The sequence below is a fragment of the Sphingomonas molluscorum genome (assembly GCF_039522995.1).
Lineage (GTDB): Bacteria > Pseudomonadota > Alphaproteobacteria > Sphingomonadales > Sphingomonadaceae > Sphingomonas > Sphingomonas molluscorum.
The window spans coordinates 466,163-493,136 of the sequence record NZ_BAAAEL010000002.1; the positions used below are offsets into that span (position 1 = coordinate 466,163).

General features: G+C 67.4%; 24 protein-coding genes and 1 tRNA gene. 13 read left to right on the forward strand and 12 right to left on the reverse strand.

Annotated elements, in window-relative coordinates; genetic code table 11:
* Window position 1: 1 nt before the first annotated feature.
* On the reverse strand, window positions 2-745 hold the full coding sequence (locus ABDZ92_RS06760; protein WP_272695144.1) for a 2-phosphosulfolactate phosphatase: 744 nt from the start codon (window positions 743-745) through the stop codon (window positions 2-4).
* 34 nt (window positions 746-779) lie between these two features.
* A complete protein-coding gene (locus tag ABDZ92_RS06765; protein WP_125960760.1) occupies window positions 780-2,648 on the reverse strand; it encodes an ABC-F family ATP-binding cassette domain-containing protein in 1,869 nt (622 codons plus the stop codon).
* A 98-nt stretch (window positions 2,649-2,746) separates the two neighbouring features.
* On the opposite strand from ABDZ92_RS06765, the gene ABDZ92_RS06770 reads away from it, so the two are divergent.
* From ABDZ92_RS06770 to ABDZ92_RS06780, 3 genes are read left to right on the forward strand one after another with little or no spacing between them, the layout of a single operon-like run.
* A complete protein-coding gene (locus ABDZ92_RS06770; RefSeq protein WP_125960759.1) occupies window positions 2,747-3,706 on the forward strand; it encodes a cation diffusion facilitator family transporter in 960 nt (319 codons plus the stop codon).
* A 3-nt stretch (window positions 3,707-3,709) separates the two neighbouring features.
* Window positions 3,710-4,882 (forward strand): BaiN/RdsA family NAD(P)/FAD-dependent oxidoreductase, encoded by a 1,173-nt coding sequence (locus ABDZ92_RS06775; RefSeq protein ID WP_125960758.1) that lies wholly within the window; start codon window positions 3,710-3,712, stop codon window positions 4,880-4,882.
* A gap of 8 nt (window positions 4,883-4,890) precedes the next feature.
* Window positions 4,891-5,376 carry a DNA-deoxyinosine glycosylase gene (locus ABDZ92_RS06780; protein ID WP_241211837.1) on the forward strand — a complete coding sequence of 162 codons (486 nt, stop codon included), beginning with the start codon at window positions 4,891-4,893 and terminating at the stop codon, window positions 5,374-5,376.
* Between the two features lie 7 nt (window positions 5,377-5,383).
* Here ABDZ92_RS06780 and ABDZ92_RS06785 read toward each other — a convergent pair whose 3' ends face one another.
* The gene (locus ABDZ92_RS06785) at window positions 5,384-5,557 is read right to left on the reverse strand and encodes a hypothetical protein (RefSeq protein WP_164521261.1); all 174 of its coding nucleotides are present in this window, start codon (window positions 5,555-5,557) and stop codon (window positions 5,384-5,386) included.
* A 133-nt stretch (window positions 5,558-5,690) separates the two neighbouring features.
* On the opposite strand from ABDZ92_RS06785, the gene ABDZ92_RS06790 reads away from it, so the two are divergent.
* The 3 genes from ABDZ92_RS06790 to ABDZ92_RS06800 all read left to right on the forward strand — a co-directional run bounded on the left by ABDZ92_RS06790 (window position 5,691) and on the right by ABDZ92_RS06800 (window position 11,073).
* Window positions 5,691-7,127, forward strand: coding sequence for a L,D-transpeptidase family protein (locus tag ABDZ92_RS06790; RefSeq protein ID WP_241211836.1), 1,437 nt, complete (start codon window positions 5,691-5,693; stop codon window positions 7,125-7,127).
* Window positions 7,128-7,381: 254 nt separating this feature from the next.
* Window positions 7,382-9,886, forward strand: a complete 2,505-nt coding sequence (locus ABDZ92_RS06795) for a TonB-dependent receptor (protein ID WP_125960756.1) — start codon at window positions 7,382-7,384, stop codon at window positions 9,884-9,886.
* Window positions 9,880-11,073, forward strand: coding sequence for a YdcF family protein (locus tag ABDZ92_RS06800; RefSeq protein WP_241211835.1), 1,194 nt, complete (start codon window positions 9,880-9,882; stop codon window positions 11,071-11,073). The genes ABDZ92_RS06795 and ABDZ92_RS06800 overlap by 7 nt, the downstream gene beginning before the upstream one ends.
* 149 nt (window positions 11,074-11,222) lie before the next feature.
* On the opposite strand, the gene ABDZ92_RS06805 is transcribed toward ABDZ92_RS06800, so the two are convergent.
* Window positions 11,223-11,297: transfer RNA gene (locus tag ABDZ92_RS06805), tRNA-Val, on the reverse strand.
* A gap of 74 nt (window positions 11,298-11,371) precedes the next feature.
* Window positions 11,372-11,749, reverse strand: coding sequence for a cell cycle two-component system response regulator CpdR (gene cpdR / locus ABDZ92_RS06810; RefSeq protein WP_125960709.1), 378 nt, complete (start codon window positions 11,747-11,749; stop codon window positions 11,372-11,374).
* Between the two features lie 96 nt (window positions 11,750-11,845).
* On the opposite strand from cpdR, the gene ABDZ92_RS06815 reads away from it, so the two are divergent.
* Window positions 11,846-12,694 (forward strand): N-formylglutamate amidohydrolase, encoded by an 849-nt coding sequence (locus ABDZ92_RS06815; RefSeq protein WP_125960708.1) that lies wholly within the window; start codon window positions 11,846-11,848, stop codon window positions 12,692-12,694.
* 271 nt (window positions 12,695-12,965) lie between these two features.
* Here ABDZ92_RS06815 and ABDZ92_RS06820 read toward each other — a convergent pair whose 3' ends face one another.
* Window positions 12,966-13,739 carry a SapC family protein gene (locus ABDZ92_RS06820; RefSeq protein WP_125960707.1) on the reverse strand — a complete coding sequence of 258 codons (774 nt, stop codon included), beginning with the start codon at window positions 13,737-13,739 and terminating at the stop codon, window positions 12,966-12,968.
* 30 nt (window positions 13,740-13,769) lie between these two features.
* Window positions 13,770-15,215, reverse strand: a complete 1,446-nt coding sequence (locus ABDZ92_RS06825; RefSeq protein ID WP_125960706.1) for an FAD-binding oxidoreductase — start codon at window positions 15,213-15,215, stop codon at window positions 13,770-13,772.
* Between the two features lie 101 nt (window positions 15,216-15,316).
* Between ABDZ92_RS06825 and ABDZ92_RS06830 the strand changes: the two genes are divergently transcribed.
* The 3 genes from ABDZ92_RS06830 to ABDZ92_RS06840 all read left to right on the forward strand — a co-directional run bounded on the left by ABDZ92_RS06830 (window position 15,317) and on the right by ABDZ92_RS06840 (window position 17,446).
* Window positions 15,317-15,760 carry a hypothetical protein gene (locus tag ABDZ92_RS06830; protein ID WP_125960705.1) on the forward strand — a complete coding sequence of 148 codons (444 nt, stop codon included), beginning with the start codon at window positions 15,317-15,319 and terminating at the stop codon, window positions 15,758-15,760.
* A gap of 88 nt (window positions 15,761-15,848) precedes the next feature.
* Window positions 15,849-17,207 carry a DEAD/DEAH box helicase gene (locus tag ABDZ92_RS06835; protein ID WP_125960704.1) on the forward strand — a complete coding sequence of 453 codons (1,359 nt, stop codon included), beginning with the start codon at window positions 15,849-15,851 and terminating at the stop codon, window positions 17,205-17,207.
* A gap of 14 nt (window positions 17,208-17,221) precedes the next feature.
* Window positions 17,222-17,446 carry a DUF1289 domain-containing protein gene (locus ABDZ92_RS06840; RefSeq protein WP_206432193.1) on the forward strand — a complete coding sequence of 75 codons (225 nt, stop codon included), beginning with the start codon at window positions 17,222-17,224 and terminating at the stop codon, window positions 17,444-17,446.
* Between the two features lie 17 nt (window positions 17,447-17,463).
* On the opposite strand, the gene ABDZ92_RS06845 is transcribed toward ABDZ92_RS06840, so the two are convergent.
* The 4 genes from ABDZ92_RS06845 to ABDZ92_RS06860 all read right to left on the reverse strand — a co-directional run bounded on the left by ABDZ92_RS06845 (window position 17,464) and on the right by ABDZ92_RS06860 (window position 21,665).
* Entirely contained in the window at window positions 17,464-18,342 is an 879-nt protein-coding gene (locus tag ABDZ92_RS06845; protein WP_125960703.1) for a dienelactone hydrolase family protein, read from the reverse strand.
* 122 nt (window positions 18,343-18,464) lie between these two features.
* The gene (locus ABDZ92_RS06850) at window positions 18,465-19,127 is read right to left on the reverse strand and encodes a DUF1013 domain-containing protein (RefSeq protein ID WP_204991407.1); all 663 of its coding nucleotides are present in this window, start codon (window positions 19,125-19,127) and stop codon (window positions 18,465-18,467) included.
* A 211-nt stretch (window positions 19,128-19,338) separates the two neighbouring features.
* Entirely contained in the window at window positions 19,339-21,045 is a 1,707-nt protein-coding gene (locus ABDZ92_RS06855; RefSeq protein WP_125960701.1) for a flotillin family protein, read from the reverse strand.
* 2 nt (window positions 21,046-21,047) lie between these two features.
* On the reverse strand, window positions 21,048-21,665 hold the full coding sequence (locus ABDZ92_RS06860) for a YqiJ family protein (protein ID WP_125960700.1): 618 nt from the start codon (window positions 21,663-21,665) through the stop codon (window positions 21,048-21,050).
* A 188-nt stretch (window positions 21,666-21,853) separates the two neighbouring features.
* Here ABDZ92_RS06860 and ABDZ92_RS06865 point away from each other — a divergent pair, with 188 nt between their 5' ends.
* Window positions 21,854-23,050, forward strand: a complete 1,197-nt coding sequence (locus tag ABDZ92_RS06865; RefSeq protein WP_125960699.1) for a threonine ammonia-lyase — start codon at window positions 21,854-21,856, stop codon at window positions 23,048-23,050.
* Between the two features lie 160 nt (window positions 23,051-23,210).
* Here the strand turns inward: ABDZ92_RS06865 and ABDZ92_RS06870 are convergent, their stop codons facing one another.
* Window positions 23,211-24,230 (reverse strand): NAD(P)H-quinone oxidoreductase, encoded by a 1,020-nt coding sequence (locus ABDZ92_RS06870; RefSeq protein ID WP_241211832.1) that lies wholly within the window; start codon window positions 24,228-24,230, stop codon window positions 23,211-23,213.
* A 73-nt stretch (window positions 24,231-24,303) separates the two neighbouring features.
* On the opposite strand from ABDZ92_RS06870, the gene ABDZ92_RS06875 reads away from it, so the two are divergent.
* The gene (locus ABDZ92_RS06875) at window positions 24,304-24,501 is read left to right on the forward strand and encodes a DUF1192 domain-containing protein (RefSeq protein WP_125960698.1); all 198 of its coding nucleotides are present in this window, start codon (window positions 24,304-24,306) and stop codon (window positions 24,499-24,501) included.
* A gap of 133 nt (window positions 24,502-24,634) precedes the next feature.
* Entirely contained in the window at window positions 24,635-26,947 is a 2,313-nt protein-coding gene (gene clpA / locus ABDZ92_RS06880) for an ATP-dependent Clp protease ATP-binding subunit ClpA (RefSeq protein WP_125960697.1), read from the forward strand.
* Window positions 26,948-26,974 lie beyond the last annotated feature (27 nt).

Sequence of the window (26,974 nt, forward strand, 5' to 3'; positions counted from 1 at the left end):
TTCAGAGGGCCTGGTATGCACCTTCTCGCATCATCGGCACGACGTCGGCAGAATCCACCTCAAGCGCGACCTCGATATCGGCGGCGTATCCCCAACCGGAGAGTTCGCGGCCCGAGCGGCTGTCGCGGAGGATCTGGGCCAGGCGGGGCTTCGCTGCCCTGTACGCTTCGGCTGCTAGACCGGCCTCTGCATTCCGTGTCCCGCCAAGAGCATCGATGATGGCACCTGCTCCGAGCCAATCCTCGATGGCTGGTCGCAGCGTTTGATCCGGCCACCGCTCCCCTGCCGCAATCACGACGATCGTTCCATCACCGGCGAGGGAGCTTGCCGCCCCACCGACCGCTCGGGCGTTGCGCAAGCAGCCGCAGATCGTCGGAGCGTCACCAGTCGTCAGCGACAGCCGGGAGCCATTCGGCGACGGCAGCAGGAGGCGGGTCCCCCACGCGATATGCTTCAGGCTGGCCGGCGAAAGACTGAGCTGTCCCCCTCCAGCACTGCGCGGCGACGCTGCAACCGCTCCATGCCGAGCAGCTTCGGCCGCTGCCGCGGCGGCATCGCCGTACGGAAAGGGGAACACGATCGCACCGCTTCCGAAGGCTACGCTAACTGCCGTCGAGAAGGACAACACGTCGACGATGATGAAGAGGTCCGCAGAGGCTTTCCACGCCTCAATTCCGGACAGGCCCCATTCACAGGCTATTTTCGGCATCATCGGACTGATGCCAGAGGGAAGCAGGCCTGCCAATCAGCAGGCCCGCACCGCGCCGACAGTGCGGCCGCTACGCCGCTGCGCCCTCCAGCGTCTCGCTGATCTCCATCCAGCGGGTCTCGGCGGCCTCGATCCGCTCGGACAGATCCGCTCGGCGCTTCATCAGTTCGGTCATGGTAAGCTTCGCAAGCGCCGGCGCCGCCTCCGATGGCGCGAACATCGCCTGGTCGATTGCCGTGCGCTCGGCAGTGAGCTTCACCACCTCCCGCTCGGCGGCCTGGGCCTCCTTGCGCAGCCCCTGGGCACGCTCGCGTGCTTCGGCCGCGGCCCGGCGGTCCTCCTTCTTGTTGGCTTTTTTCTCGGCCTTGTCCGCCTTGCTGCCGCCGCCCAGCACCAGCGCGATATAGTCGTCGAGGCTGCCGTCGAAGTCGCTGGCGGTGCCGCCGTCGACCAGCACCAGCCGGTCGGCCGTGGTCTCCAGCATGTGCCGATCGTGGCTGACCACCACCACCGCGCCGGTGTAGGCATTCAGCGCCTGGATCAGCGCCTCGCGCGCGTCGACGTCGAGGTGGTTGGTCGGCTCGTCGAGGATCAGCATGTGCGGCGCGTCGCGGGTGATGAGCGCCAGGGCGAGCCGCGCGCGCTCGCCGCCCGAAAGCTTGCCGACCAGCGTCGTCGCCTTGTCGCCCGAAAAGCCGAACCGCCCGAGCTGCGCGCGCACCGCGCCTGGCGTCTTGCCCTTCATCAGCCGGGTCATGTGCTCGAGCGGCGTGTCGCGCGCGTCGAGTTCCTCGACCTGATACTGGGTGAAATAGCCGACCCGCATCTTGGACGAGGATGCCATCTCGCCTTCCATCGGCGTCAGCTGCGCGGCGAGCAGTCGGGCGAGCGTGGTCTTGCCGTTGCCGTTGCGACCAAGCAGACCGATGCGATCGTCGGGGTCGAGCCGCAAGTTAAGCCGCTTGAGGATCGGTTTTTCACCATAGCCGACGCTCGCCATGTCGAGCGTCACCAGCGGGGGGCGCAGTTCGTCGGGATCGGGGAAATCGAACGACAGCGACGGATCCTCTGCCATCGCGGCGATCGGCGCCATCTTGGCAAGCGCCTTGATGCGCGACTGCGCCTGCTTGGCGGTCGAAGCGCGCGCAGAGTTGCGGGCGATGTAATCCTGCAGCTTTGCGCGCTGCGCGACCTGGTTGGCCCGCGCCGCCTCCAGCTGCGCCATCCGCTCGGCGCGTTGCCGCTCGAACGCGTCATAGCCGCCCGGATAGAGCGTCACCTTGCCGCCTTGCAGGTGAAGGATGTGATCGACGACGTTGTTGAGGAAGTCGCGCTCGTGGCTGACGATCACGATGGTCGCACGATAGCTTTTGAGGAAGTCCTCCAGCCACAGCACCGCTTCCAGGTCGAGGTGGTTCGAAGGCTCGTCGAGCAGCAGCACGTCGGGCTGGCTGAACAACAAGGCGGCGAGCGCGACGCGCATGCGCCAGCCACCGGAGAAGCCGTCGAGCGGCGACTGCTGCATGCTCTCGTCAAATCCGAGGCCCACCAGAATGCGCGCGGCACGTGCCGGCGCGGTATGGGCGTCGATTGCGAGCAACCGCTCGTGCACCTCGGCCAGGCGGTCGGGGTCGTGCGACGTCTCGGCCTCTTGCATCAGCGCTGCCCGCTCCGTGTCGGCGGCGAGTACCGTTTCGAACGGCGTGGCGCTGCCGGCGGGCGCTTCCTGCGCGACATAGCCCAGGCGGCTGCCGCGCGGCATCTCCGCGGCGCCCCCATCGGGCTCCAGTTCGCCCGCGATCACGCGCACCAGGGTCGACTTGCCGGCACCGTTGCGGCCGATTAGGCCGACGCGGCTGCCCGGCGGCAGCGCCGCGTTGACGCCATCGAGAATGAGCCGCCCGCCCAGGCGCACCGTGATTCCATTGAGGTTCAGCATCGCTGCCGCCTAGCAGCCCGGACGCCGCCACGCGAGGGCTGGCGGAACCACAGGTGCTGCCCAGGCACTTCAGCATCCGCACAGGCAGGGAATGGTTCATGGCCAAGGACGGCGCGGGCGCGCACATCAAGAACAACCTCGTTCTCTATGGCGCGCTCGCGGCGAATCTCGGGATCGGTGTCGCGAAGTTCATCGCCGCCGGTATCACCGGCTCGTCCTCGATGCTGACGGAGGGCGTGCACTCGGTAGTGGACAGCGGCAACCAGGTGCTGCTGCTCTACGGGCAGAGGCGCGCGCGCCGGCCGGCCGATGCCAAGCACCCGTTCGGCTATGGCCGCGAGCTCTACTTCTGGGCATTCGTGGTCGCCCTGCTGATCTTCGCGGTCGGCGCCGGCGTATCGATCTACGAAGGCTACCTCCATATCCTGGAGCCAGAGCCGCTCAGCGATCCGCTCATCAACTACGTCGTGCTCGGGATCGCCGTCCTGCTGGAAGGCTCGTCCTGGACGATCGCAGTGCGCGAATTCAACGCCAAGCGCGGCGACACCGGCTGGTGGCGCGCGATTCACGAGTCCAAGGATCCGGCCGGCTTCATCGTTCTGTTCGAGGACTCGGCGGCGCTGATCGGCCTAGTGGTCGCGGGCGGTGGCGTGTGGGCCAGCCACTATTTCGGGGATCCCCGCATCGATGGCGTCGCATCGATCCTCATCGGCCTGATCCTGGCAACGGTTTCGGGTCTGCTGGCGCGCGAGGCCAAGGGGCTGCTGATCGGTGAGCGCGCGGACCCCGTACTGATCGAGCGCGTGCGCACGGTGGTCGGTGCCAAGCCGGGCATCTCGGCCGTGAACCACGTGCGCACCATCCACACCGCACCCGACGCAGTGTTCGTTGCGATCAGCGCCGATTTCGACGATGCGCTCACCATGGGCGCAGGCGAAACACTGATCGAGGAGATCGAGGCCGAATTGAAGGCCGCGATCCCCACCCTCACCTCCATCTACATCCGTCCGGAGAAGCACGAGGACGCCATCCTCAGCTTCGCGCCTGCCGCCGGCTGACCGATGCAGAGCTTCGATGCGATCGTGCTCGGCGCGGGTGGCGCCGGGCTGATGGCCGCGGCCGTCGCCGGGCAGCGCGGCAGGCGTGTGGTCGTCGTGGACCATGCGCCAGAGCCCGGCCGCAAGATCCTGATCTCGGGCGGAGGCCGCTGCAACTTCACCAACCTGGGCACCGCGCCCGATCGCTACGTGTCCGCCAACCCGCATTTCGCCAAGTCAGCGCTCGGCCGCTACACCGCCGGCGACTTTCTGGAGATGGTCGAGCGACACGGCATCGCCTGGCACGAGAAGACGCTGGGGCAGCTGTTCTGCGACGGATCGGCGCGGCAGATCGTGGCCATGCTGCTGGACGAGTGCGCAGCGGGCGCCGTGGCGATCCGCCTGGGCGCGCCGATCCGCGACGTCTCGCATGCGGACGGACGGTTCACGGTGGTGCACGGTGATGCCACGCTCACGGCGCCGGCGCTGGTTATCGCCACCGGCGGCCCGTCCATCCCGAAGCTGGGCGCGACCGGCTTTGCCTATGATCTCGCCCGCAAGTTCGGGCTGAAGGTCGTCGAGCCCCGCCCCGCTCTCGTGCCGCTGACGCTGCCGCCGGAGGACGCGCTGTTCCGCTCGCTCTCAGGCGTCGCGACCGAAGTAGTCGCGCGCTGCGGCAAGGCGGCGTTCCGGGAGGCGGCGCTGTTCACCCACCGCGGCCTGTCAGGTCCCGCGATCCTGCAGGTGTCCTCCTATTGGCGGCACCGGAACACGATCGGCATCGACTTCCTACCGGATCAAGGCGCGGGGTGGCTGCTCGAGGCAAAACGCACCCGTCCGCGCGCAGGCCTACGGGCGGTGCTTTCGACGGCACTTCCCGATCGGCTCGCCGAGGCTCTCGCCGAACGCCTGGCTGTGGTCGGAGAACTCGGCAACCAGCGCGACGCCACGCTCCGGGATGCCGAGCAGCGGCTCGGCAACTGGCACTTCGTTCCGAATGGCAGCGAAGGCTATGCGAAGGCGGAGGTGACGGTCGGCGGCATCGCGACGGAGGGGCTCTCCTCGCGCACCATGGAGGCGCGTCACCTGCCGGGCCTCTATGTGGTTGGCGAGGCGATGGACGTGACCGGCTGGCTCGGTGGGTACAATTTCCAATGGGCCTGGGCGAGCGGCTGGGCGGCGGCCCAAGCGCTGTGACAGACGAGATGAAGCGGAGCTTCCCGCCGGTGGTGGCCCCGGATACGCGCGTGCTGGTGCTTGGAAGCCTGCCGGGCGAACGCTCGCTGGCCGAGCGCCGCTATTATGCGCACCCACAGAACCAGTTCTGGAGCCTAATGTCGCCGGTAGCCGGGCAGGATCTGGTGCCGCTTCCCTACGAGGCGCGGCTGGCGGCGCTGCGCAGGGCCGGGATCGGCCTGTGGGACGTGGTGGCACAAGCACGACGGACCGGCAGCAGCGATGCAGCGATCCGCGACCTTGCAGCCAATGACCTTGCCTCGCTCGTCGCTACACTGCCGCAGCTCCGGGCAATCGGGTTCAACGGGGGCACGGCACTGCGCCACGGCACGGCGCAACTCGGCGCGGCGGCGAACGGCTATGCCATCGTACCGCTGCCTTCCAGCAGCCCGCTGCACACCGTCGGCGTCGCGGCCAAGCAGCAGGCCTGGCTCGCGCTCGCCGACTATCTCTGAGGTTGGATCAGCTCCCGCCGGGCTGCGGCTTGCCGACGTCGCCGGCGGGGTCGAAGTCCTTGGCCGGGTGTACCTCGTCCGCCGGCTTGTCGAGCGTGTCGCTCGGAAAGGCCGCGTCCCCGGTCTTCTGATGCTCGGTGGATAGGTTGTGGTCGGGCGTACCCATGTCCCTGTCGGTCATGCTGCGTCTCCTCTGCTTCTCCTCCAACCGACGAGAGACGCAGCGGTTGCGGCAAGAACGCGAGGACGCGTCCTTGCGGGAGCGAAACGGCAGCTTCGGCGTTATCCCCCTGCAAAATAACGAGGAGAAGCGGGTGCGCGTCGGTCTTATCGGTTCATCGTTGCTCGCGATGTCGCTCATGCTGTCGGCCTGCAACGTCAACACGAGCTCCTCAAACGAGACCGCAACGAGCGAAGGCAGCACCCAGCCCGCGCAGTGGAGCAAATCCACAGCCGACCAGCTGCGCGACGCCCTCAACAAGCGCGCCGCCCATGGCCTCGACAAGATGAACTTCGAGGTTCCGGCTGGCGAGGACGAAGCGGCACTGACCAAGGCGGCGCTCGCCTATGCCGGCGCCCTGGCACGTGGCGCGACCGATCCGACCAAGCTCTACGAGGTGTATAATGTGCCCCGGCCGAACCCCGACCTGAAGCAGGGGCTCGCCCAGGCGCTTCAGCAGGGCAAGGTTGGCGAGTGGCTGGAGAGCCTCGCCCCGCAGGACGCGAACTATCGCAAGCTGTCGCAAGCCTATCTGGGGCTGCGCAAGCAGGGCGAGGCGGCCACGCCGGTGATCCCGGACAAGGGCGAGCCGCTGAAGCCGGGCGCAACCGACGCGCGCATCCCGATGATCGCCAGCCAGCTGGTCGCCTCCGACTATCTCGATCGGGCGGCGGCAGGCGGCAATCGCTACACGCCGGCGATGGCGGCAGCCGTCAAGCAGATGCAGGCTGATTACGGCATCAAGCCGGACGGCGTGATCGGCAGCGATGCGCTTGCCATTCTCAACCTTTCCGATGCCGATCGTGCCCGGGCGATCGCCGTGAACATGGAGCGGCTGCGCTGGATCGAGCGTACTCCGCCCGGTACCCGTATCGACGTCAATGTCGCGGCGGCACGGCTGAGCTACTGGCGCGACGGCAAGCTCGTGAACAGTCGCAAGGTCGTGGTGGGCGAGCCGGACAACGAGACGCCGCAGCTGGGCTCACCGATCTTCCGCCTGGTCGCCAACCCGACCTGGACGGTGCCCCGCTCGATCCAGGAAAAGGAAATCGCCGGCAAGGGATCGGACTATCTGCGCCGCAACAACATGGCGTGGGAGGACGGCTGGATCGTACAGCAGCCGGGGCCGAAGAACTCGCTGGGCCTGGTCAAGTTCGACATGCAGAACGACCACGCCATCTACCTGCATGACACCCCAGCAAAGCCGCTGTTCCAGCAGGTGCAGCGCCAGCGCAGCCATGGCTGCGTGCGCGTCGAGGATGCGCTGGGCTTTGCCGAGATGCTCGCCAAGGACGAGGGCGTGATCGACGAGTGGAACAAGGCGCGCGCGACCGGCAAGGAGACGTTCGTCAAGCTGCCGCGCGAGATCCCGGTCCGGATGCTCTACCAGACCGTACTGTTCGACGAAGCCGGCGAGCCGGTGATCCGCAACGACCCGTATGGCTGGAACGATCGCGTCGCCCAGGCGCTCGGCCTCGGCACCACCACCAACTATCGCCTGAAGCCGGATGGTGCGGACGTAGGCCCCTGATGCACCGTGAGGGCGGAGCTGACGACATCAGCTCCGCCCTCGCCGATGCCCCGCCTAAGCCACCGCTATTCCCGTCCTCGCGCATAGTGCCAAAGGCACGCCTGTTTGTCTTTCATTGATGACCAGAAGGTTCGATCGGCAGGCAGATAGGCCTGTAACCGGTCCCACTCCGTAACAGATCTGTCATGGCTTTGCCTTAGCCGCTCGCTCCCAGTCGCCTGCCCCTTCCGGGTACTGTTCAGAACTGGGATATCATGCCGAACATCAAGCAGCTCGCCTACGCCGCTCTTCCCGCGTTGTGCTTCGTCGCCGCACCTTCCTGGGCGCAGGAAACGACTTCAGCGGCTGCATCGGCCGAAGCGTCGGACCCGCAGGCGGCCGGCGACGTGTCGCCTGAAGAGATCATCGTCACCGGATCCACCCGCGCGCAGCGGCGATTCGACGTGTCCTATGCCATCAACACCATTTCCCAGACGGACGTCGAGAAGATCGCGCCGGTCAACTTCGCCGACCTGATTGGCCAGCTGCCCGGCTTCCAGACGGAGATCACCGGCGGTGAGGTGCAGAACATCTACCGTATCCGCGGCCTGCCGAACGACGGCGGCTTCGTCAGCTTCCAGCAGGACGGCCTGCCCCTGTTCCACGAGAACGACGGCGTGTTCTTCCGCGGCGACGCGATCCTCAAGCAGGACCTGATGACGGACCATGCCGAAGTCGTTCGCGGTGGCCCGGCGCCGGTCTACGCCAGCTATTCGGGCGCGATCATCAATGCCATCACCGTCACCGGCGAGGAGACGCCGCGCGGCAAGGCGCAGCTGACGCTGGGGGACACCGGCCTCTATCGCCTGGACGCCTATCAGTCCGGCCCGATCGCCGAAGACACCTACTACGCCGTCGGCGGCTTCCTGCGGTACCACGACGGCTATCGCGACAACGGCTTCCCGAACGACAAGGGCGGCCAGATCCGCGCGAACCTCAAGCATGACCTCGACAACGGTTCGATCAAGCTGAACTTCAACTACGTCAACGACCACAACGTCTTCTATCTGCCGATTCCGATCGCCGACCCGCGCGACCCGAGCGTCTCGCTGGATCCGTACATCGACTATTTCACCGGCACGATGAACTCGCCGGCGCTGCGCAACGTCAACCTGAAGTACCGCGACGGCGCCGGCGTGATCCAGAGCCGCACCAGCGACCTGTCCGACGGGCGCCACATGCAGATGGTGAACTTCGGCGCGCAATATGACGCCGATTTCGACGGGTGGCTCGTTTCGGCCAAGGTTGGATACACGCAGGGCAAGCTCGACTTCACCGCCTTCTACTCGACCACCAATCCGGCCGACGCCGACAGCTTCGCCAACGGCTATCTGGCGCGCGCGACCGCTGCGTTCGGGGCGGTGAACCGCTTCGGCTATGTGCTGGCGGGGACCAACACCGTCTATGGTCCCGATGCGGCATCGGGCCTGGTGATGCAGGGCCAGTATCGCGACATTCACTCGAAATTCTATTCGGGCCAGGGCAATTTCACCGTGGCAAAGAAGTTCGAGACCGGCATCGGCAGCCACGACATCAAGCTCGGCCTCTACGCCAGCCTCTATGGCGAGGACAGCCGGACACTCTACCAGAACTATCTGATCGAGGTCGCGGGCAAGCCGCGCACGCTCGACCTCGTCGCCTATTCGGCCTCGGGTGCAGAGCTCGGCCGGGTGACGGACAACGGCGTGCTCAATTACGCCGCCACGCTGAACCAGGGCGACTCCGACGCGAAGATGTTCGCCATCTATGCCAACGACACCTGGGAGATCGTACCGGGCCTGCGCATCGACGCGGGCATCCGCCACGAGCGCTACAGCTACGAAGGCTGGGCGGCACTGACCGAGCAGGCCGACCTCGGCGATCGTACCACGCTGGCGGACGATGCCACCCGCGCCTTCACCGGAGCGATCATCAACCAGAAGGGCAAGCCGAACGTCACCAACTGGACGGTCGGCGCCAACTATGACTTCAGCGACCATGTCGGCGTCTACGGCCGCGCCTCGCACCTCGAGACGCCGCCCAGCGTCCAGACCGTGATGAGCATCAACCCGACGATCATCACCACGGTCGCCGACCAGTTCGAGGCCGGGCTGAAGCTCGCCGCCGGGCGCTCCTACCTCTACGTCACCGGCTTCTACACCAACTTCGACCCGCTCAACGCCTCGTTCCTGGCGTACGACCCGACCACGGGCCGCAACGACGTGAACGTCCCCTTCATCGGCGAGGCGCAGGTCAAGGGCGTGGAATTCGATGGCGCCTGGTCCGTGACCCCCTGGTTCACCCTGAACGGCGCGCTCACCGTCAGCGACCCGAAGTACAAGAACTTCGAGAGCGCGACCGGCGCCGATCCCGAGCAGGCAGAAGGCAATCAGATCGTCCGCCAGCCCAAGATCTACGGCAACATCCGGCCGAGCTTCGACTTTACCTCGGGCGAGACGGAAATCTCGGTCTATGGCCGCTACACCTACATGGGGAAGCGCTACGTCGACCTGTACAACAACACCGCGCTGCCCTCCTACGGCACGATCGGTGCGGGCGTGACGCTGCGCCGGGCGAGCTGGCAGGTGCAGGTGGTCGGCGACAATCTTTTCAACGCGCATGGCCTGACCGAAGGCAATACCCGCACCGACTCGCTGAGCGGCCAGGGCAGCAGCGAGGCCATCTACGGCCGCCCGATCTTCGGCCGGAACTTCCGTCTGGTCGTCTCCAAGTCGTGGTGAGGCATCGAGCGCTTCGCATCACCTTCGCCGCCGCAATGCTCGCGGCGGCGGTTCAGCCTGCTGTGGCAGCCGAGGTCCGCGACCGCGCGACCGAGGTTCTGGCGCAGCGGCTGTTCCCGATGGTCGATGCGATGGGTCGGTCGCCGGAGACGATCGCCCGGCTCCGCGCCGATCGCAGCCTCGCCACCACGCTTGCGACGCGTGCAAAGCGCACCGCCGCCTGCGCGGAAGCGGCCCCGTGCGTTGCGGAAGCCTCGCTGTGGGACGAGCAGGAACTGGCAGCGCTTGCGCATGCGGTGGAGCGGAATGCCGCCCCGCTGCTGCGTGATCGGCGGCTGATACCCGACGACGGCCTGGCCTCCGGCCTTGCCCGGGAGATCCGTGGGCTGAACGCGATCGTCCGCGTCTATGCTTTGGGAATGCCCGCGCGCTACCCTTCCATCGACGGGCCATCGGCGGCGTTCGGCAGCACGGAGGCGCAGACGCGCCTGGCGGCTGCGGTCCGCCTGCGCAACACGCCGCGTGCCGGCTCCTTGCAGACGCTCGATCCGAGCATGGAACTGGGCCTGGCGCTGCTCGACGTGAACGACCGCACCGATGCGAGCGGTTTCGAGCCGATCGACGGCGGTGACAACGCCGCGGCGATGGCGCGGGCCCGCGGCCTCGACTGGTCCCGCTACCGCTATACGGCCATCGTGCTGACGGGGATCGGCCCCGAGGTTCCCGACATGCCACTCAGTCCAGGGGGCAAGTACCACGTCCGGCTCGCCGCGAACCGCTTCGCGGAGGGAGACGCTCCCTTCATCATCGTGAGCGGTGGCCGCGCACACCCGCACGGCACGCCCCATAACGAGGCCGTCGAGATGCGCCGCGCGCTGATCGAGCGCTATGGCGTGCCTGCCGAGGCGATCGTCATCGAGCCCTATGCTCGGCACACCACCACTAACCTGCGCAACGCCACGCGACGGCTGATGGCATTGGGAGCGCCGCTCGATCGCGAGGCGCTGATCGTCTGCAACCCGGACCAGAGCCGGATGATCGAGAGCCCCGCCTTTGGGGAGAGGAACCGTCGAGAACTCGGCTACGAACCCGGCGTGATCGGCCGCCGGCTCTCGCCTACCGAGCTCACCTTCCGCCCCGATCCTCGTTCGGCACGGATCGATCCACTCGACCCGCTCGATCCCTGATCGGCGGGCTGAAGCGGGTCTGTCGGGAACGACCGGCCCGTCGGGCGGCGCCAAGTCGTCGAGATGCGGACGAAAGATGTGCCGAGTTTCTGGCACATGGCACCAACATGAAAAAACCCGCCAACGCAGTGCGCTGGCGGGTTTTTCCGTGGTGGGCGTGGCAAGGATTGAACTTGCGACCCCTGCGATGTCAACACAGTGCTCTACCACTGAGCTACACGCCCGCCGGGAGTGCGGCCTCTAGCGGGGAGCGCTGGGGAGCGCAAGCACCGAAAGCGGCCTGACCTAAAAAATCTGCTCAGCTGTGTGAGGGGACGCTGTCCTCCGCAAACAGCTGGTCCACTTCGCGCACCAAGTCGCGCAGGTGGAAGGGCTTCGACAGCACCCGCGCCTGGGGCACGGCCTTGCCCGCCTTCAGCGTCACTGCCGCAAAACCGGTGATGAACATCACCCGCATCTCGGGTGCGATCTCCTGCGCCTTTTGTGCGAGTTCGATGCCGTCCATCTCGGGCATTACGATATCGGTGAGGAGCAGATCGAACGTCTCGCTCTCCAGCAACGGCAAGGCGGCCGTCCCGCGATCGACCGCCGCCACGCGGTAGCCGGAACGTTCGAGCGCGCGCGTCAGATACTCGCGCATCACCTGATCGTCCTCGGCCAGCAGAATCCTGTACATGCATCCCTCTCGTACGAGCGCCCGCGTCTATGGGCGAACCCCTGCCGCTTTTCCAGCGCGTTGCTCCGGATCGCCGCGGGGCCTAGCATCCAGGGCGTGGCCGCGCCGCCCCTCCCCTTCGACCTGCACGGTCCCGCCGATCCGGTAACGCCGCTGGTGCTTTCGGTGCCGCATGCCGGCCGCGCCTATCCCGAGGAGATGCAGGATCTGCTGCGGGTGCCGGTTGCGGCGCTGCTACCGCTGGAGGACCGGCTGGTCGACCAGGTGGCGCTTGCGGCGCGCGGACCTCACACGCTGTTTGTCGCCAAGCTGCCTCGCGCTTGGATCGACCTGAACCGGAGCGAGCAGGAGCGCGATCCGCAGGTCGACGCGGGCGCCGATCCGATGGTGCAGCCCCGGGCCTCGGCGCGGCTGCGCAGCGGGCTGGGGCTCATACCCCGGCGCGCCAGCAGCGCGGGCGACATCTGGAAGCGCCGGTTGCACGCGGACGAGGTCACCGCCCGCATCGCGGGCCACCATCGTCCCTACCACGCGGCGGTGGCTGCCGCGCTCGCGTCGGCGCACGCGCGGTTCGGCGTCGCCATCCTGCTCGACATCCACTCCATGCCATCGCTGCCGGGCGTCACGCCTGCGCAGGTGGTGCTCGGCGACCGACACGGGCGCTCTGCCGCGCGGCGCCTGGTCGATACGCTCGAAGCCGCCACGCGGGATGCCGGCCTTCGGGTCGCCCGTAACCAGCCCTATGCCGGTGGGCACGTGGTGACCACCCATGGCGCGCCCGCACGCAATGTGCACGCGATCCAGATCGAGTTCGATCGCGGCCTCTATCTGGATCCCACGCTGACGGAGGCCGGTCCCGGCTTTCCCCGCCTCGCTGCCGCCCTCGCCCACATGATCGCAACCGTCGCCGCGGAAGCGCTTCCGCCGGCGCTTGCCGCCGAATAGCGCATAAAAAAAACCACCCCGTGCACGAAGCACGAGGTGGCCTAGGTTCAGGGAGGAGACACGCTGAAAGCGTGTCACACGATCCCGCGAAAGGGGGGAACACGAGACCGCGTACCAGGGAATATAGATATCAAGCGCAAAGGTTCAAGCGTTTGCCGACACTTGCGATGCATCGCCTGCCGCGCACGACGAAACGCCGCCCATCGGGAAGACGGACGGCGCTTGCGATTCGTGCTGCGTCCCGCCGGGATTGACCCGGCGGGACGTCGGATCAGGCGGTCGGCTGGGGCGCGATCATGCCCGCGCGCACCTGACGCGCGAACAGGTCCCGCATCAGCGACAGCGAGAAGATGTGCGCATAGAGCAGCGGCAGCATGCCGTTCTGCTGGATCTTACGCAGCTGGTCGCCACGAAGCTCGTTGAGCTTCTTTTCGTCGACCATCTGGAAACCACGATAGATGAACGGCTGCTCGGCGCCATCCGGCTGGATGGAGACCTCACCGTCGATCAGAAGGCCGAGGTCCTTGACCTCCTTCATGAACATCGCGGTGCGCTGGCCGGCCTGCTCGAACTGCTCGTTGAACTGCAGGATCTGCTTGGTGGTCTCGCTCGGCTCGGTGCCGTCGAACAGCGCCTCGCCGTCCTCGAACGCGCCGATCGTGTCGGCGGTCGGATCGAAGCACAGCGACAGGTCCTCGCTGTCCGGACGCAGGCGGGCGAGCATGTACGGATAGCGACGGACATAGGCCGGGACGTACACTTCCGGGTCGATCAGCCGGCCGTCGGCGTCGATGAAGGTGTTGACGCCCTCGTTCAGGCCCATCAGCGCGAGCGGCACGGGATCCTCGCCCACCGAGAAGACGATCGGCATGCGACGCTGCACCAGCGGGAATTCTTCCACGGTGACCGGCACGGCATGCTCGTTGACCAGGAACGGCGCGCGATCCGCAACGCGAACCTTGTAGTTGGCGTGCTGCTGGCTCGAAAGCGGTTCGAGCTGGTTGTAAAACAGAGGAAGCCCGTTGTTCTTCGGCGCCGTGGCCATTCTTGATCTCCTGGAACCCAGCTTGCGCGTCTATTTCGCCCCGTCGACGGGCGCAAGCGTCACCAGTTTGCCGGGATTGAACAGGTTCATCGGGTCGAGCCCCTGCTTGATCCCCCGCAGCGCCGCCAGGCGGGCGGGCGGGCCGAGGCGGGCCAGTTCGTCGCGCTTCATCTGGCCGATACCGTGCTCGGCCGAGATCGAACCGCCGGCCGCAACCACCAGGTCGTGAACGAAGGTGGTGATGCCGGGTGCTTCCCCCGCCATCCAGCGGGCCGGATCGACGCCCGCAGGCGCCCGCACATGGAAGTGGACGTTGCCGTCGCCCAAGTGCCCGAAGGCGGTGGCATGGGTGCCCGGAAAGCGCGCCTCTGCCGCCGCGGCCGCCTCGACCATGAAGCGCGGCATCCGGTCCACCGGCACGGAGATGTCGTGCTGCACCGCCGGACCCGCGGCGCGCTCCGCCGCCGACAGCGAATCCCGGAGCCGCCAGAACGCGTCCGCCTGCGCCTCCGATGTGGCGATCACCGCGTCGGCAACGAGGCCAGCGTCCAACGCATCGCCGAGCAGTCGCGCGAGCAGGGCATCCGGCGCCTCGGCCTCCGGGGTCGCGGCGACCGCCTCGATCAACAGGTGCCACGGGTGGGTGCCGCTGAGCGGCGAGCGCGCGTCCGGCAGATATTTCACCGCGCGCTCCAGCGTGTCGCCGGGGATGATCTCGAAGCTTTCGATCGCATCGGTCGCCCCTTGCATCCGTCGCAGGAGCGCCAGCCCCGCCTCCGGGTCGGCGATGCCCACCCAGGCGACAGCGCGGCCGAGGATCGCAGGGGCTAGGCGCAATGTCGCCGCGGTGATGATCCCCAGCGTGCCTTCGGCGCCGACGAGCAGTTGGTCGATGTCGTAGCCGCGATTGTCCTTGCGCAGCGGCGTGAGCCCATCGTGGATGCTGCCATCGGGCAGCACTGCTTCCACTCCCGCCACCAACCGCCGCATTGTCCCCCAGCGCAACACCTGGGTACCGCCTGCGTTTGTCGAGACCAAGCCGCCGATCGTCGCCGTCCCGCGCGACCCTAAGGTGAGCGGAAAACGGCAGCCGGCTTCCGCAGCCACCTCATGAAGGTTTTGCAGGATCACGCCTGCCTCGGCCACCGCGAGTGCAGCACCGGCGTCCAGTCGTCGAATGCGGTCGAGGCGGCGAGCGGAGAGCAGCAGCGCCGATCCGTCCGCAGGCGGCGTCGCGCCGCCCACCATCGATGTGTTGCCGCCCTGTGCGACCAGCGGCACCCGATGCTCAACCGCCAGGCGAACCATGGTGGCCACCTCGGCGGTGGAGGTCGGCAGCAGCATCGCGGCGGCCGCGCCATGGAAGCGCCCGCGCCAATCGGTGAGAAAGGGCGTGATCCGGTCGGCGTCGGTGGTGAGGCTGCACTCGCCTAGCGCTTCCCGAATGGCATGGATCAGGCGGGTCTGTGCGGTCATCCCGTCGCGCTACACGGCCGAGAGGCTTGCCGCCAGTTCATCACCGGTTAAAACCCAGGGGCTGAGAAGAGAACCCCATGCCCGTACCGAAGCCTGTACCCGTGCTTCTGCTGCTGACGCTCGCGGCCCCCGTGGCCGGGGCCCAGCAGCGCGTGAGCGTTCCGGCCGGCACGGTCGTGCACAGGGAGGTGCGCATTCAGCGAATCATCGTGCGGGTGCCGCGCATGGAAGTCACCCCCGCCTCCAGTTCGCGTGCGCTGCCGGCGATCAACTGGGTGGAGAAACGCACCGACCGCTGTGTGCCTGTCGCCAATCTGGCTGCGGTGTCGATCACCCGCACCGACAGCGTCGACCTGATGCTGACCGGCGGGAAGCGGCTGCGGGCGCGCCTGGAGGAGGATTGCCCCACGCTCGACTTCTACTCGGGCTTCTACCTCAAGCCGACGGCGGACGGGATGGTGTGCGCGTCGCGCGATACGATTCGCTCCCGCTCTGGCGGGCAGTGCCGCATCTCGTCTTTCCGGATGCTCGTTCCCGGCCGCTGAAGCGCGTTCTGCTTGACAATCCGGCAGAAATCCGCAAGGCGCGGACCTGCATTCCGGTGCCGCGACGGTGCCGTTTTCCGGAAACCCCATGAACTTTGCCGATCTCGGTCTTTCCGATGAACTGCTGCACGCTGTAACGGAGGCGGGCTATACGGAGCCGACGCCGATCCAGGCGAGCGCGATTCCGTCCGTGTTGATGATGCGCGACCTGATCGGCATCGCCCAGACCGGCACCGGCAAGACGGCCGCTTTCGTGCTGCCGATGATCGACATTCTGGCCCAGGGTCGCAGCCGCGCACGCATGCCGCGCTCGCTGATCCTGGAACCCACCCGCGAACTCGCGGCCCAGGTCGCCGAGAACTTCGAGAAGTACGGCGCCGGCCACAAGCTTTCGATGGCGTTGCTGATCGGCGGCGTCTCGATGGGTGACCAGATGGCGGCGCTCGAAAAGGGCGTCGACGTGCTGATCGCGACCCCGGGGCGACTGATGGATCTGTTCAGCCGGGGCAAGATCCTGCTCACTGGCTGCAACCTCCTGGTGATTGACGAAGCCGACCGCATGCTCGACATGGGGTTCATCCCCGACATCGAGGAAATCTGCACCAAGCTTCCCAAGCAGCGGCAGACGCTGCTGTTCTCGGCCACCATGCCGCCGCCGATCAAGAAGCTGGCGGACAAGTTCCTCGAAAACCCCAAGACCATCGAGGTCGCGCGACCGGCGACCACCAACACCAACATCACCCAGCGGGTGGTCCATGTCAGTGCGGCCAAGAAGCGCGACGTGCTGCGCCGGCTCCTGTCCTCCGACGAGGTCCGCACCGCGATCATCTTTTCCAACCGCAAGACGACCGTGCGCGAGCTCAACAAGAGCCTGCAGCGCGCGGGTTTCCGTTCGGCCGAGATCCACGGCGACATGGAACAGTCGGCGCGTATCGCCGAGCTGGACCGGTTCAAGAACGGCGAGGTCAACATCTTGGTCGCGTCGGACGTCGCGGCGCGCGGCCTGGACGTAAAGGGTGTCAGCCACGTCTTCAACTATGACGCGCCCTGGCATCCCGATGACTATGTCCACCGCATCGGCCGCACCGGCCGCGGTGGCGCGACGGGCACGGCCTACACCTTCGTCACGCCCGACGATGCCGAGAACATCGCCAACATCGAGAAGCTGACCGGTCAGAAGATCGAAGTGCTCGATCTGGGCGGCGGGCCGGCTGCGGAAGCGGAAGCGACGTCGGAGCCACGGGCACCGCGGACCGAGCGTTCACGCGATCGCCGCGGCCGCGAGGATCGCGCCCCGCAGTCTGAAGCGCCGCGTCGGGCGCGCGAGGAACGGGCGCCCCGCCATGAAGAACCACGCCGTCGTCGCGAGGCCGAGGATGCGGTGGCGGACGATGGCGGCTGGAACGGCCCCATCCCGGCTTTTCTGGACGTTCGACTCACCGCCTGATCGGGCAAGGCCGCGTGGACGATTTCATCGAGTATGTTGCGCCGGTCGCGGTCGAAAGCCCGTGCGTCCTGGTGTGCACGCTCGACCTCGAGAGCGGCTGGTGTTTCGGCTGCGGCCGCACGCGCGAGGAGATTGCCGACTGGACGGCGATGTCGGCCGAGGAGCGGAGCACCGTGATGGCGGCCCTCCCCGAGCGCTGCGGCACACTCGAACAGCGGATTGCCGCCTCGATCCGCTGATCGCCGGCTTCGGCGGCCTAGCCGTCGATCCGGGCATGCAAGAAGCGCGTGGTCCGCTCCCAGGCGAGCTTTGCCGCCGCGGGATTGTATCGTTCTGCCGACGTGTCGTTGTTGAAGGCGTGGTCGACGCCTGGATAGACGTGAGCCTCGACCTGCTTGCCTGCCGCCTCCAGCGCCTTTGCCCAAGGCAGGCCCGTTGCATTCACGCGCTGGTCCTTGCCCGCATAGTGTAGCAACAGCGGCGTCTGGACCTTCGTCGCCTCGGCAGGAGCGGGCGCAGGTCCGTAATATGCCACGCCTGCGCTGAGCGCAGGTCCGGCGGCGATCGCCAGGCGACTGACGAAGGCGCCGCCCCAGCAAAAGCCGACCGCGCCCACCTTGCCGGAGCCGCCCCGCTGCCGCGCCGCACGATCGATGGTGGCGACTGCCTGACGAAGGGCCAAGTCCATGTCGGTGCTGGCGATCATCTCGCGTGCGCGGTCCTCGTCGGCAGGCGTGCCGGCCTGCGGCGCCAGCAGGTCGAGCGCGACGGCTCGGAACCCGCTCAGCGCCACGCGCCTTGCAACGTCGCGAATATGCTCTGTCAGGCCCCGGTTCTCGTGGATGACCAACACCGTACCGAGCTTGCGGCCGCCGGCCTCTCGGGGTGCCGCGAAATAGGCTGCGGCTGGTTTGCCCGCCTCGACCCCTTTGCGCGTGGCAGTACGAAGGCGAGGATCGTCGGGCTGGACCTGCTGCGCTGCGGCAGGAGACGCCGCGATCGCTGCGACCAGCGCCTCGGCAGCGACGGCGGAGCCCGTGAGGGCGACCATCTCCCGCATGAAGGCGCGACGGTCGCGGTGCTCGTGGGTGAAGGCGTCGTAGAGCGCGACAGCGCGCTCGCGAAGGTCGGTCATGCCAGTTCTCCCCGAGTCGGACGGGGAGAAGCTAATCGGCTTTCTGCCTCAGCAGAAGCGGCAGGGCCTCGGGCCCGCCGAGCCCGTCCCCCGCAAGCGCGGAGGGACGGGAACGCTGGCGATCAGCGCTTGAACGGATCGATGAAGGCCGGGGCGGGCTCGGCAGTCTCGCCGTTCGCCAGTGCCTCGGCATCGCGCACCGCCTGCTGCCGCTCGTTGCGCAGCTGCTCCAGCAGTGCCTCGCGGTCGCCCTCCAAGCGCGTGTCGGTCGGCGCTTCCATGCCCGCGGCCTTGGCGGCCTTGGTCACCAGTGCATCGAGCTCCCGCTGCGAGCACAGGCCGAGCGTGACCGGATCCTTCGGCACGATGTTGCCGATGTTCCAGTGCGTACGGTCGCGGATCGCGGCGATGGTGGTGCGCGTGGTGCCGATCAGCTTGCCGATCGCGCCGTCCGAGATCTCCGGATGGTTGCGGATGATCCAGGCGATGCCGTCCGGCTTGTCCTGGCGCTTCGACACCGGGGTGTAGCGCGGCCCCTTGGTGCGGCGGACCTGCTCGGGACCCTTCTGGATCTTGAGGCGATAGTTCGGATCGGCCTGGCCCTTTTCGATCTCGTCTTGCGTCAGTTCGTGGGCGCGAACCGGATCGCGGCCGGTGAGCTTGGTTGCGGCAGTGTCGTCGGCGATCGCCTGCACTTCCAGGATGTGCAGGCCGCAGAAGTCGGCGATCTGCTCGAACGACAGCGACGTGTTATCGACCAGCCAGGAAGCGGTCGCATGCGGCATCAACGGCTGGGCCACGGCAGTTCTCCAGAAACAATAAGGGCCACCCCTCGCGGGGTGGCCGTATCCGGAACAGACTTAGTGCGCGAAGTGGACAGAGGCAAGCACAGCTGCCGGCAAAGCGTTATTCCGGCAATGCTTTGCGAAAAGGGGCGCGGGTCCGATCAGACCGCCCTGCGCAGGAGCAACACCGCTTCCCCTTCGCTTGGCGCCGCTACTCCGCCGCAGCCGGCAGGTCCGCCGCGGCTGGCGTCACCGGACCGCTGGCCGTAAGCGCCGCGCCCCTTACCAGCCCGTCCAGCGAGCCGCCGTCGAAACCGAGCTCCTTCATCAGCCCGTCGATCATCGGCGCCTGCGCGCGATAGCGGAGCGCCGCCTGCACCGCGGAGTTGGCGAGGTTGCGATCGCCGCCGTCCGCGGCGACACCCGCCCCCGCCGTCCCACCGGCGCCGGTCAACCCGTCGACCTGGACGATCTTGATGCTGTCGATCGCCTCCAGCGGCTTGGATGCCTCACGGATGACCTCCGGCAGCACCTTCAGAAGCGCGAGCTTGGTCTGGAGCGACACCTGGTCCGACGACAGCAGGTTCGCCGCTTCGTTGACCGCACGCTGGCCGGCGGCCTCCACTTCGAAGCGGACGCGGTCGGCCTCGGCGCGCAGCTTGGCGGCCTCCGCCTCGCCCTCTGCGGCAAGGCGCGCGGCCTCGGCGCGGTCGGCGGCGGCCTGCTTCTCGGCCTCTGCCTCGACGCGGATGCGGATCGCCGCGCGTTCGGCCTCCCGCGCGGCGTCGATCAGCTCGATGCGCTTGGTACGCTCGGCGATCTCGGTCTCGCGGCTGGTCGACACCTGTTCCTCGGCCGCCACCGCATCGGCGCGCGCCTTGTCGGCCTCGGCGCGAGCCTGGCTCTCGTCGCGGCTCTTGTTCTGCACGGCGATCTGCTGCTCCTGGCGGGCGAGTTCGAGCGCCTGTTCCTGGGCGATGCGCGCTTCCTTGATCGCGCGATCGGCCTCGATCTGCTGCGCGTCGATCTGGCGCTTGGCCTCGATCCGTGCGGCATCCGCCTCGCGCTGGCGGGCGGCCTGCTCGCGCGCGACCTCGGCCGCCTGCTCGGCGCGGCGCACCTCCAGCTCGCGCTCCTGCTCGAGCCGGGCGAACTCCTGGTCGCGGCCGATCAGGAACGACTGGCGTGCCGCTTCCAGGTTCTTGGTCTCGATCTGGACGCGCGTGTCCTGCTCGATGTCGTTGCGCGCCTTCTTGCGCAGCTCGATCTGCTCGGTGAGCTTGGTCAGGCCCTCGGCGTCGAACGCATTGTTGGCGTTGAAGTGCTCGATCGACGTCTGGTCGAGGCCGGTAAGGGAGACGCTCTCCAGCTCCAGGCCGTTCATCGCCAGATCGGCCGACGAGACCTGCTGCACCTTCTGCACGAATTCGCTGCGCTGCTCGTGCAGCTGCGCCATGGTCATGCCGGCCGCCACCGAGCGCAGCGCGTCGACGAACTTACCCTCGACCAGTTCCTTGAGTGCATCGGGGTGCATGGTCCGCATGCCCAGCGTCTGCGCGGCGATCGCGATCGAATGGGCGTCCGGCTTCACGCGGACGTAGAACTCGGCCTTCACGTCGATCCGCAGCCGGTCGAGCGTGATGAGCGCATCGCTGTTCTTGCGTTCCACCGCCAGCCGCACGGTGTTCATGTTGACCGGCATCGTCTCGTGAAACACCGGCAGCACCAGCGCACCGCCGTTGATGACCACCTTTTCCCCGCCGGCGCCGGTGCGGACGAAGCCGATCTCCTTCGAGGCGCGCTTGTAGAGCTTGGCGAACAACAGGCCGATCACCAGCAGCAGGATCAGCGCTGCCCCGGCCACGATGCCGACCGTGGTCAGCATTCCGGACTCGGGCACCACCACGTCGGTATTCATCGTCACGCTCCTAGCTGGGGCAACTTGTGATCGCCGCGAGAAATGGCGCGGAACACGTCGTTCTCGCGCCGGACGAGCAGCACCTGCTCGCCCTCTTCAAAGATCTGTCCGGGGTTGTCGGGTTCGACCATGACGTAGTGCGGCTGCCCGTGACGGTCCTCGACCCGAGCCCGGGCAGGCGCGCCGGGAACTGCACGACCGATCACGATCCGGGCGAAGCGACCGACCAGCTCCTCGAGCAGGATCGCGGTGGTGTGGTCTTGCGGAAGCACCCGCGCCAGGCCGCGCGCGGCGAGCCCGGTGAGCGGCAGTGCGGCGATGCCCGCGACCGGCACGGCGACCCAGCCGCTCAGCAGAGCGCCCGTCCAATCGAGCGCTGCCTGTTCACCCAGCAGCCCGATCGAGCCGAAGATCCCGAGGAACAGGACCAGCAGCATCAGCAGCGGCACTCGGCCAACCCCGAGCCACGACAGCAGGTCGCCACCCATGTCGGCGTCCAGATCCGCATCGGCATCCAGCTCGACGCCGAAGCCGATCAACTGCACCAGTCCGATCAACAGCATCAGAACAAGCGCCGCAGTAAAGGCGATGTTCTGCGGCAGGCCCAGAAACTCGAGCAACTCCCCCTCCCCGATTCGAAGTCGAGCTTAGGGGTGCTTCTATTCACACTCTAGCGGAATCGGATCGACGCGGCGGAAGTCGCAGACGGTGCCCCCGCGGCTTTTCCTTGTCCGGTTGCGGCTTTGGTGGTTGTAGGCAGGCGCGGCGTATCGCGCCGCCGACGAGGCACCAACGAAGAGGGCCGTACGTGATCACTTCCCAAGACGTCCACGCAGCCGCTACCCGGATCGCCGGCAAGGTGATCCGCACCCCCGTGGTGCACAGCGATGCGATTAGCCGGATTACCGGCGCGGACGTCTGGCTCAAGCTGGATACGCTGCAGGTCACCGGCGCGTTCAAGGAGCGCGGCGCCGCCAATCGCCTCGCGCTGCTCTCCGCAGAAGAACGGGCTGCCGGGGTCGTCGCGATGTCGGCAGGCAACCATGCCCAGGCGGTCGCGCGCCACGCAGCGCTGCTCGGCATCCGCGCGGTGATCGTGATGCCAGCCTTCACCCCCTCCACCAAGGTCACCCGCACCGCGCGTTGGGGCGCCGAGGTCGTGCTGCACGGGACGACCCTGGCCGAGGCCGCCGCCCACGCCCACCATCTCGCCAGCGAGCAAGGGCTGGTGTTCGTTCACCCCTACGACGACGACGCGGTGATCGCGGGCCAGGGGACGCTCGCGCTCGAATTGATCGAGGATGTGCCCGAACTCGACACGCTGGCGATCCCGGTGGGAGGCGGCGGGCTGGTCGCAGGCGCCGCGCTCGCAGCGGAGGGCGCCGGTCGCCCGATCGTCACCTATGGCGTCGAGGTCGAAAGCTATGCGGCCATGGCGCAGGAACTGGCGGGCACGCCCGTCAGCGTCGGCGGCGCCACGGTGGCGGAAGGCATTGCCGTCCGCGACGTCGGTCGCAAGCCGCTGGAGATCGTGCGCCAGCTGGTGGAGCAGGTGCTGACCGTGCCCGAACGCGCGATCGAGAGCGCGATCGCGCTCTTGGCCGAGGAAGCCAAGATCGTTGCCGAGGGCGCAGGGGCGACCGGCGTCGCCGCGCTGCTGACCTATCCGGAGCTGTTCCGTGGCCGCAAGGTCGGGGTGCCGGTGTGCGGGGCGAACATCGACAATCGCGCGCTCGCCAATGTGCTCCAGCGGGTGATGGTGCGCGACGGGCGGCTGATGCGACTGATCCTCGACATCCCCGACCGCCCGGGCGTGCTCGGCGAGATCTCCACGCGGATCGGTGCAGCCGGGGCCAACATCATCGAGGTGTCACACCACCGGCTCTTCACCTCCCCCAGCGTCCAGGCGGCGCGACTGGAGGTGATGTTCGAGGCACGCGACGCGACCCACAGCGATGCCGTGGTGGCCGCGCTGCAGGAGCATTATGCCGTAACGCGGCTGTAGGGGAGATTACTTCGGAGGCCCGTTCGTCCTGAGTAGCCATTGAGCGAAGTCGAAATGGCGTATCGAAGGACCTGCGCAGGTGCTTCGATACGGGTCTTCGACTTCGCTCAGCCCCTACTCAGCACGAACGGATCGGTGGGCGGTCAAAAAGGAGCGCCACCTACGCCCCCATCGTCAGCACGATCTTGCCGACGTGGTCGCCCGCCTCCATGCGGCGGTGCGCCTCTGCGGCTTGCGAGAGCGGAAAGCTGCGGTCCATCAGCGGGCGCAGCTTGCCCTCCGCCACGAACGGCCAGACCAGGCGCTCGATCTCCTCGGCGACCAGCGTCTTGAACTCGGCATCGCGCGGGCGCAGCGTCGAACCGGTCAGCGTCAGGCGGCGGCGCATCACCTGCCAGATCGGGATGGTCGCCTCCGCGCCACGCTGCACCGCGATCGAGACGTGGCGCCCGTCCTCGGCCAGGCACTTCAGGTTGCGCGGCACATAGTCGCCGCCGACCATGTCGAGCACCGCCGCGACGCCCGCGCCGCCGGTGATCGCCTTGACCCGCTCGACGAAGTCCTCGGTCTTGTAGTTGATCGCGTGGGTCGCGCCATGCGCCAGCGCCGCCTCTGCCTTGTCGTCCGAGCCGACCGTCACGATGATCTCGACCCCGAACAGCGCGCACAGGCTGATCGCCATAGTGCCGATGCCGCTGGTGCCACCATGGACGAGCACCGTGTCCCCAGCCTGGACATAGGCGCGCTCAAACAGGTTGGTCCACACGGTGAACAGCGTCTCCGGCAGCGCCGCGGCCTCTGCCATCGAAAGTCCCTCGGGAACCGGCAGGCACTGGCCAGCGGGTGCCAGCGCATATTCGGCATAGCCGCCGCCGGCCAGCAGCGCGCAGACGGCGGCACCGATCAGGCTTTGGTCCGCGCCCTCCCCGACCGCGGCGACCGTGCCGGCAACCTCAAGCCCGGGGATGGACGGCGCGCCAGGCGGCGGCGGGTAATTGCCCGCGCGCTGGAGCAGGTCGGGCCGGTTCACGCCTGCCGCCGCGACCCGGATCAGCACCTCGCCGGGCCCCGGCTGTGGCACCGGACGTTCGATCGGCACCAGCACCTCGGGCCCGCCCGCCACCTCCGGGTCGATCGCGATCATGGTACCCGGAATGCTCTCGGGAAGGTTCATCGGCATCTGGCTCCCTTTGCTTCCCCGCGCGTTGCCCAGCGTTATTGACATCGCGCAAAGGAGGGTCAACGCTGTGCCGATGGACGCCGAGGAATTTCTGCCGCGTCGCAAGGACGATCCGCTGGCGCAGCTGGCCCGCGAGGACCTGGACCCGTTGTCGGTCGCGGAGCTTCACGCACGCATCGCGGCGCTGGAGGCGGAGATCGCCCGGTGCCGAAGCCAGGTTGAGCGGGCGACGACCCATCGGGCCAGCGCCGACGCGCTCTTTCGAAGGTGACCATCGGGGCGCTGGTCACGGGAACGTTCCTGGAACGCCGGGGCCGGCAGCCGCTTGATGTGGGCCCCTTGCGTTCCGACATAGATGCAAACGGCCGATGCACGCTCGTCGGCCCGGTTGGAGTATCCGTCTGATGCCATCCTTTGCCTCCGCCCTCGAAACCACGCTGCACAAGGCGCTCGAGGCTGCGTCCACCCGCCGGCACGAATATGCCACGCTCGAGCACCTGCTGTTCGCGCTGGTGGAGGACGAACATGCGTCCAAGGTCATGAACGCCTGCGGCGTCGACCTGGGCGAACTCAAGGGCACCGTCGCCCAGTATCTCGACACCGAACTCGACGCGCTGAAGGTCGATTCGGCCACCGATCCCTCGCCCACTTCGGGCTTCCAGCGCGTCGTCCAGCGTGCGATCCTTCACGTCCAGTCCTCCGGCCGCGACGAAGTGACCGGCGCCAACGTGCTCGTTGCGCTGTTTTCCGAACGCGAAAGCTACGCCGTCTACTTCCTCCAGCAGCAGGACATGAGCAGGCTCGATGCGGTCAGCTATATCAGCCACGGCGTCGGCAAGGGCGGCTCGCCGTCCGAGGCACGCGAAGTGAAGGGCGCGGACGAGGAAAAGCCCAAGGCCGATCCCAAGGGCAAGGGCGAGAGCGCGCTGAAGCAGTTCTGCGTCGATCTCAACGAAAAGGCGAAGAACGGCAAGGTCGATCCCCTGATCGGCCGCTCGGCCGAGGTCGATCGGACGGTGCAGATCCTGTGCCGCCGCTCCAAGAACAACCCGCTCTATGTGGGCGATCCCGGCGTCGGCAAGACCGCCATCGCCGAGGGTCTGGCACGCAAGATCATCGAGGGCGACGTGCCGGAGGTGCTGCTGCCGGCCGTTATCTATTCGCTGGACATGGGCGCACTGCTCGCAGGCACCCGCTATCGCGGCGACTTCGAGGAGCGGCTGAAGCAGGTCGTGAACGAGCTCGAAAAGCTGCCGCACGCGATCCTGTTCATCGACGAGATCCATACGGTGATCGGCGCGGGCGCGACTTCGGGTGGGGCGATGGATGCGTCGAACCTGCTGAAGCCGGCCTTGTCGGGCGGCGCGATCCGCTGCATCGGCTCGACCACCTACAAGGAGTTCCGCAACCACTTCGAAAAGGATCGCGCGCTGCTGCGCCGGTTCCAGAAGATCGACGTCAACGAGCCGTCGGTCGAGGACACGATCAAGATCCTGACCGGCCTGCGCACCGCGTTCGAGGGGCACCATTCGGTCAAGTACACCCCTGACGCGATCAAGTCGGCGGTGGAGCTGTCGGCGCGCTACATCAACGACCGCAAGCTGCCGGACAAGGCGATCGACGTGATCGACGAGGTCGGCGCGATGCAGATGCTGGTGGCGCCGAACAAGCGCAAGAAGACCATCACCACCCGCGAAGTGGAGGCGGTGATCGCCACCATGGCGCGCATTCCGCCGAAGTCGGTCTCGACCGACGACACACGCGTGCTCGCCAACCTGGATACCGACCTCAAGCGGGTCGTGTTCGGGCAGGATCCGGCGATCGAGGTGCTGTCCTCGGCGATCAAGCTGAGCCGCGCGGGCCTGCGCGATCCCGACAAGCCGATCGGCAACTATCTGTTCTCCGGCCCCACGGGCGTCGGCAAGACCGAGGTTGCACGCCAGCTTGCCGAAATTCTGGGCATCCCGCTCCAGCGCTTCGACATGTCCGAATATATGGAGCGCCACTCGGTCAGCCGGCTGATCGGCGCCCCTCCGGGCTATGTCGGCTATGACCAGGGCGGCCTCTTGACCGACGCGGTCGACCAGAACCCGCACTCGGTGCTGCTGCTGGACGAGATCGAGAAGGCGCATCCGGACCTGTTCAACATCCTGTTGCAGGTGATGGACAACGGCAAGCTGACGGACCACCACGGCAAGACCGTCGATTTCAGGAACACCATCCTGATCATGACGACCAACGCCGGTGCGTCGGACATGGCCAAGGAGTCGATCGGCTTCGGCCAGATCAGCCGCGAGGACGTGCAGGAGGAGGCGGTGAAGAAGCTCTTCACGCCGGAGTTCCGCAACCGCCTCGATGCGATCGTGCCGTTCGGGTACCTGCCGACCGAAGTGGTCGAGCGCGTGGTGGAGAAGTTCATCCTCCAGCTCGAGCTGCAGCTCGCCGACCGCAATGTCCACATCCACCTGGATGAGGCCGCCAAGGCGTGGCTGACCGAGCGCGGCTATGACAAGCTCTATGGCGCACGGCCGATGGGTCGCCTGATCCAGGAGAAGATCAAGCAGCCGCTCGCCGAGGAACTGCTGTTCGGCAAGCTCGTCCATGGCGGCGAGGTGTCGGTGAAGCTCAAGGAGGGTGCGCTCGCCTTCGAGATCACCCCGGCAGCTCCCCGCAAGCCCAAGAAGGGCGGCCGGGCCAAGGCACCCGCCAAGGCGTAACCAATGTCCGGCCCCGGTCCTCGCGAC

Excerpts from the sequence above, each read along its gene's own strand:
- ABDZ92_RS06875 (WP_125960698.1), top strand. The coding sequence starts at position 24,304 with ATGGACGCCGAGGAATTTCTGCCGCGTCGCAAGGACGATCCGCTGGCG.
- ABDZ92_RS06850 (WP_204991407.1), bottom strand. The coding sequence starts at position 19,127 with ATGCCGCATGCGACCGCTTCCTGGCTGGTCGATAACACGTCGCTGTCG.
- ABDZ92_RS06765 (WP_125960760.1), bottom strand. The coding sequence starts at position 2,648 with ATGCTGAACCTCAATGGAATCACGGTGCGCCTGGGCGGGCGGCTCATT.
- ABDZ92_RS06870 (WP_241211832.1), bottom strand. The coding sequence starts at position 24,230 with ATGCCGATGAACCTTCCCGAGAGCATTCCGGGTACCATGATCGCGATC.
- ABDZ92_RS06785 (WP_164521261.1), bottom strand. The coding sequence starts at position 5,557 with ATGACCGACAGGGACATGGGTACGCCCGACCACAACCTATCCACCGAG.
- ABDZ92_RS06825 (WP_125960706.1), bottom strand. The coding sequence starts at position 15,215 with ATGACCGCACAGACCCGCCTGATCCATGCCATTCGGGAAGCGCTAGGC.
- cpdR (WP_125960709.1), bottom strand. The coding sequence starts at position 11,749 with ATGTACAGGATTCTGCTGGCCGAGGACGATCAGGTGATGCGCGAGTAT.
- ABDZ92_RS06780 (WP_241211837.1), top strand. The coding sequence starts at position 4,891 with ATGAAGCGGAGCTTCCCGCCGGTGGTGGCCCCGGATACGCGCGTGCTG.
- ABDZ92_RS06775 (WP_125960758.1), top strand. The coding sequence starts at position 3,710 with ATGCAGAGCTTCGATGCGATCGTGCTCGGCGCGGGTGGCGCCGGGCTG.
- ABDZ92_RS06835 (WP_125960704.1), top strand. The coding sequence starts at position 15,849 with ATGAACTTTGCCGATCTCGGTCTTTCCGATGAACTGCTGCACGCTGTA.
- ABDZ92_RS06770 (WP_125960759.1), top strand. The coding sequence starts at position 2,747 with ATGGCCAAGGACGGCGCGGGCGCGCACATCAAGAACAACCTCGTTCTC.
- clpA (WP_125960697.1), top strand. The coding sequence starts at position 24,635 with ATGCCATCCTTTGCCTCCGCCCTCGAAACCACGCTGCACAAGGCGCTC.
- ABDZ92_RS06820 (WP_125960707.1), bottom strand. The coding sequence starts at position 13,739 with ATGGCCACGGCGCCGAAGAACAACGGGCTTCCTCTGTTTTACAACCAG.
- ABDZ92_RS06855 (WP_125960701.1), bottom strand. The coding sequence starts at position 21,045 with ATGAATACCGACGTGGTGGTGCCCGAGTCCGGAATGCTGACCACGGTC.
- ABDZ92_RS06795 (WP_125960756.1), top strand. The coding sequence starts at position 7,382 with ATGCCGAACATCAAGCAGCTCGCCTACGCCGCTCTTCCCGCGTTGTGC.
- ABDZ92_RS06845 (WP_125960703.1), bottom strand. The coding sequence starts at position 18,342 with ATGACCGACCTTCGCGAGCGCGCTGTCGCGCTCTACGACGCCTTCACC.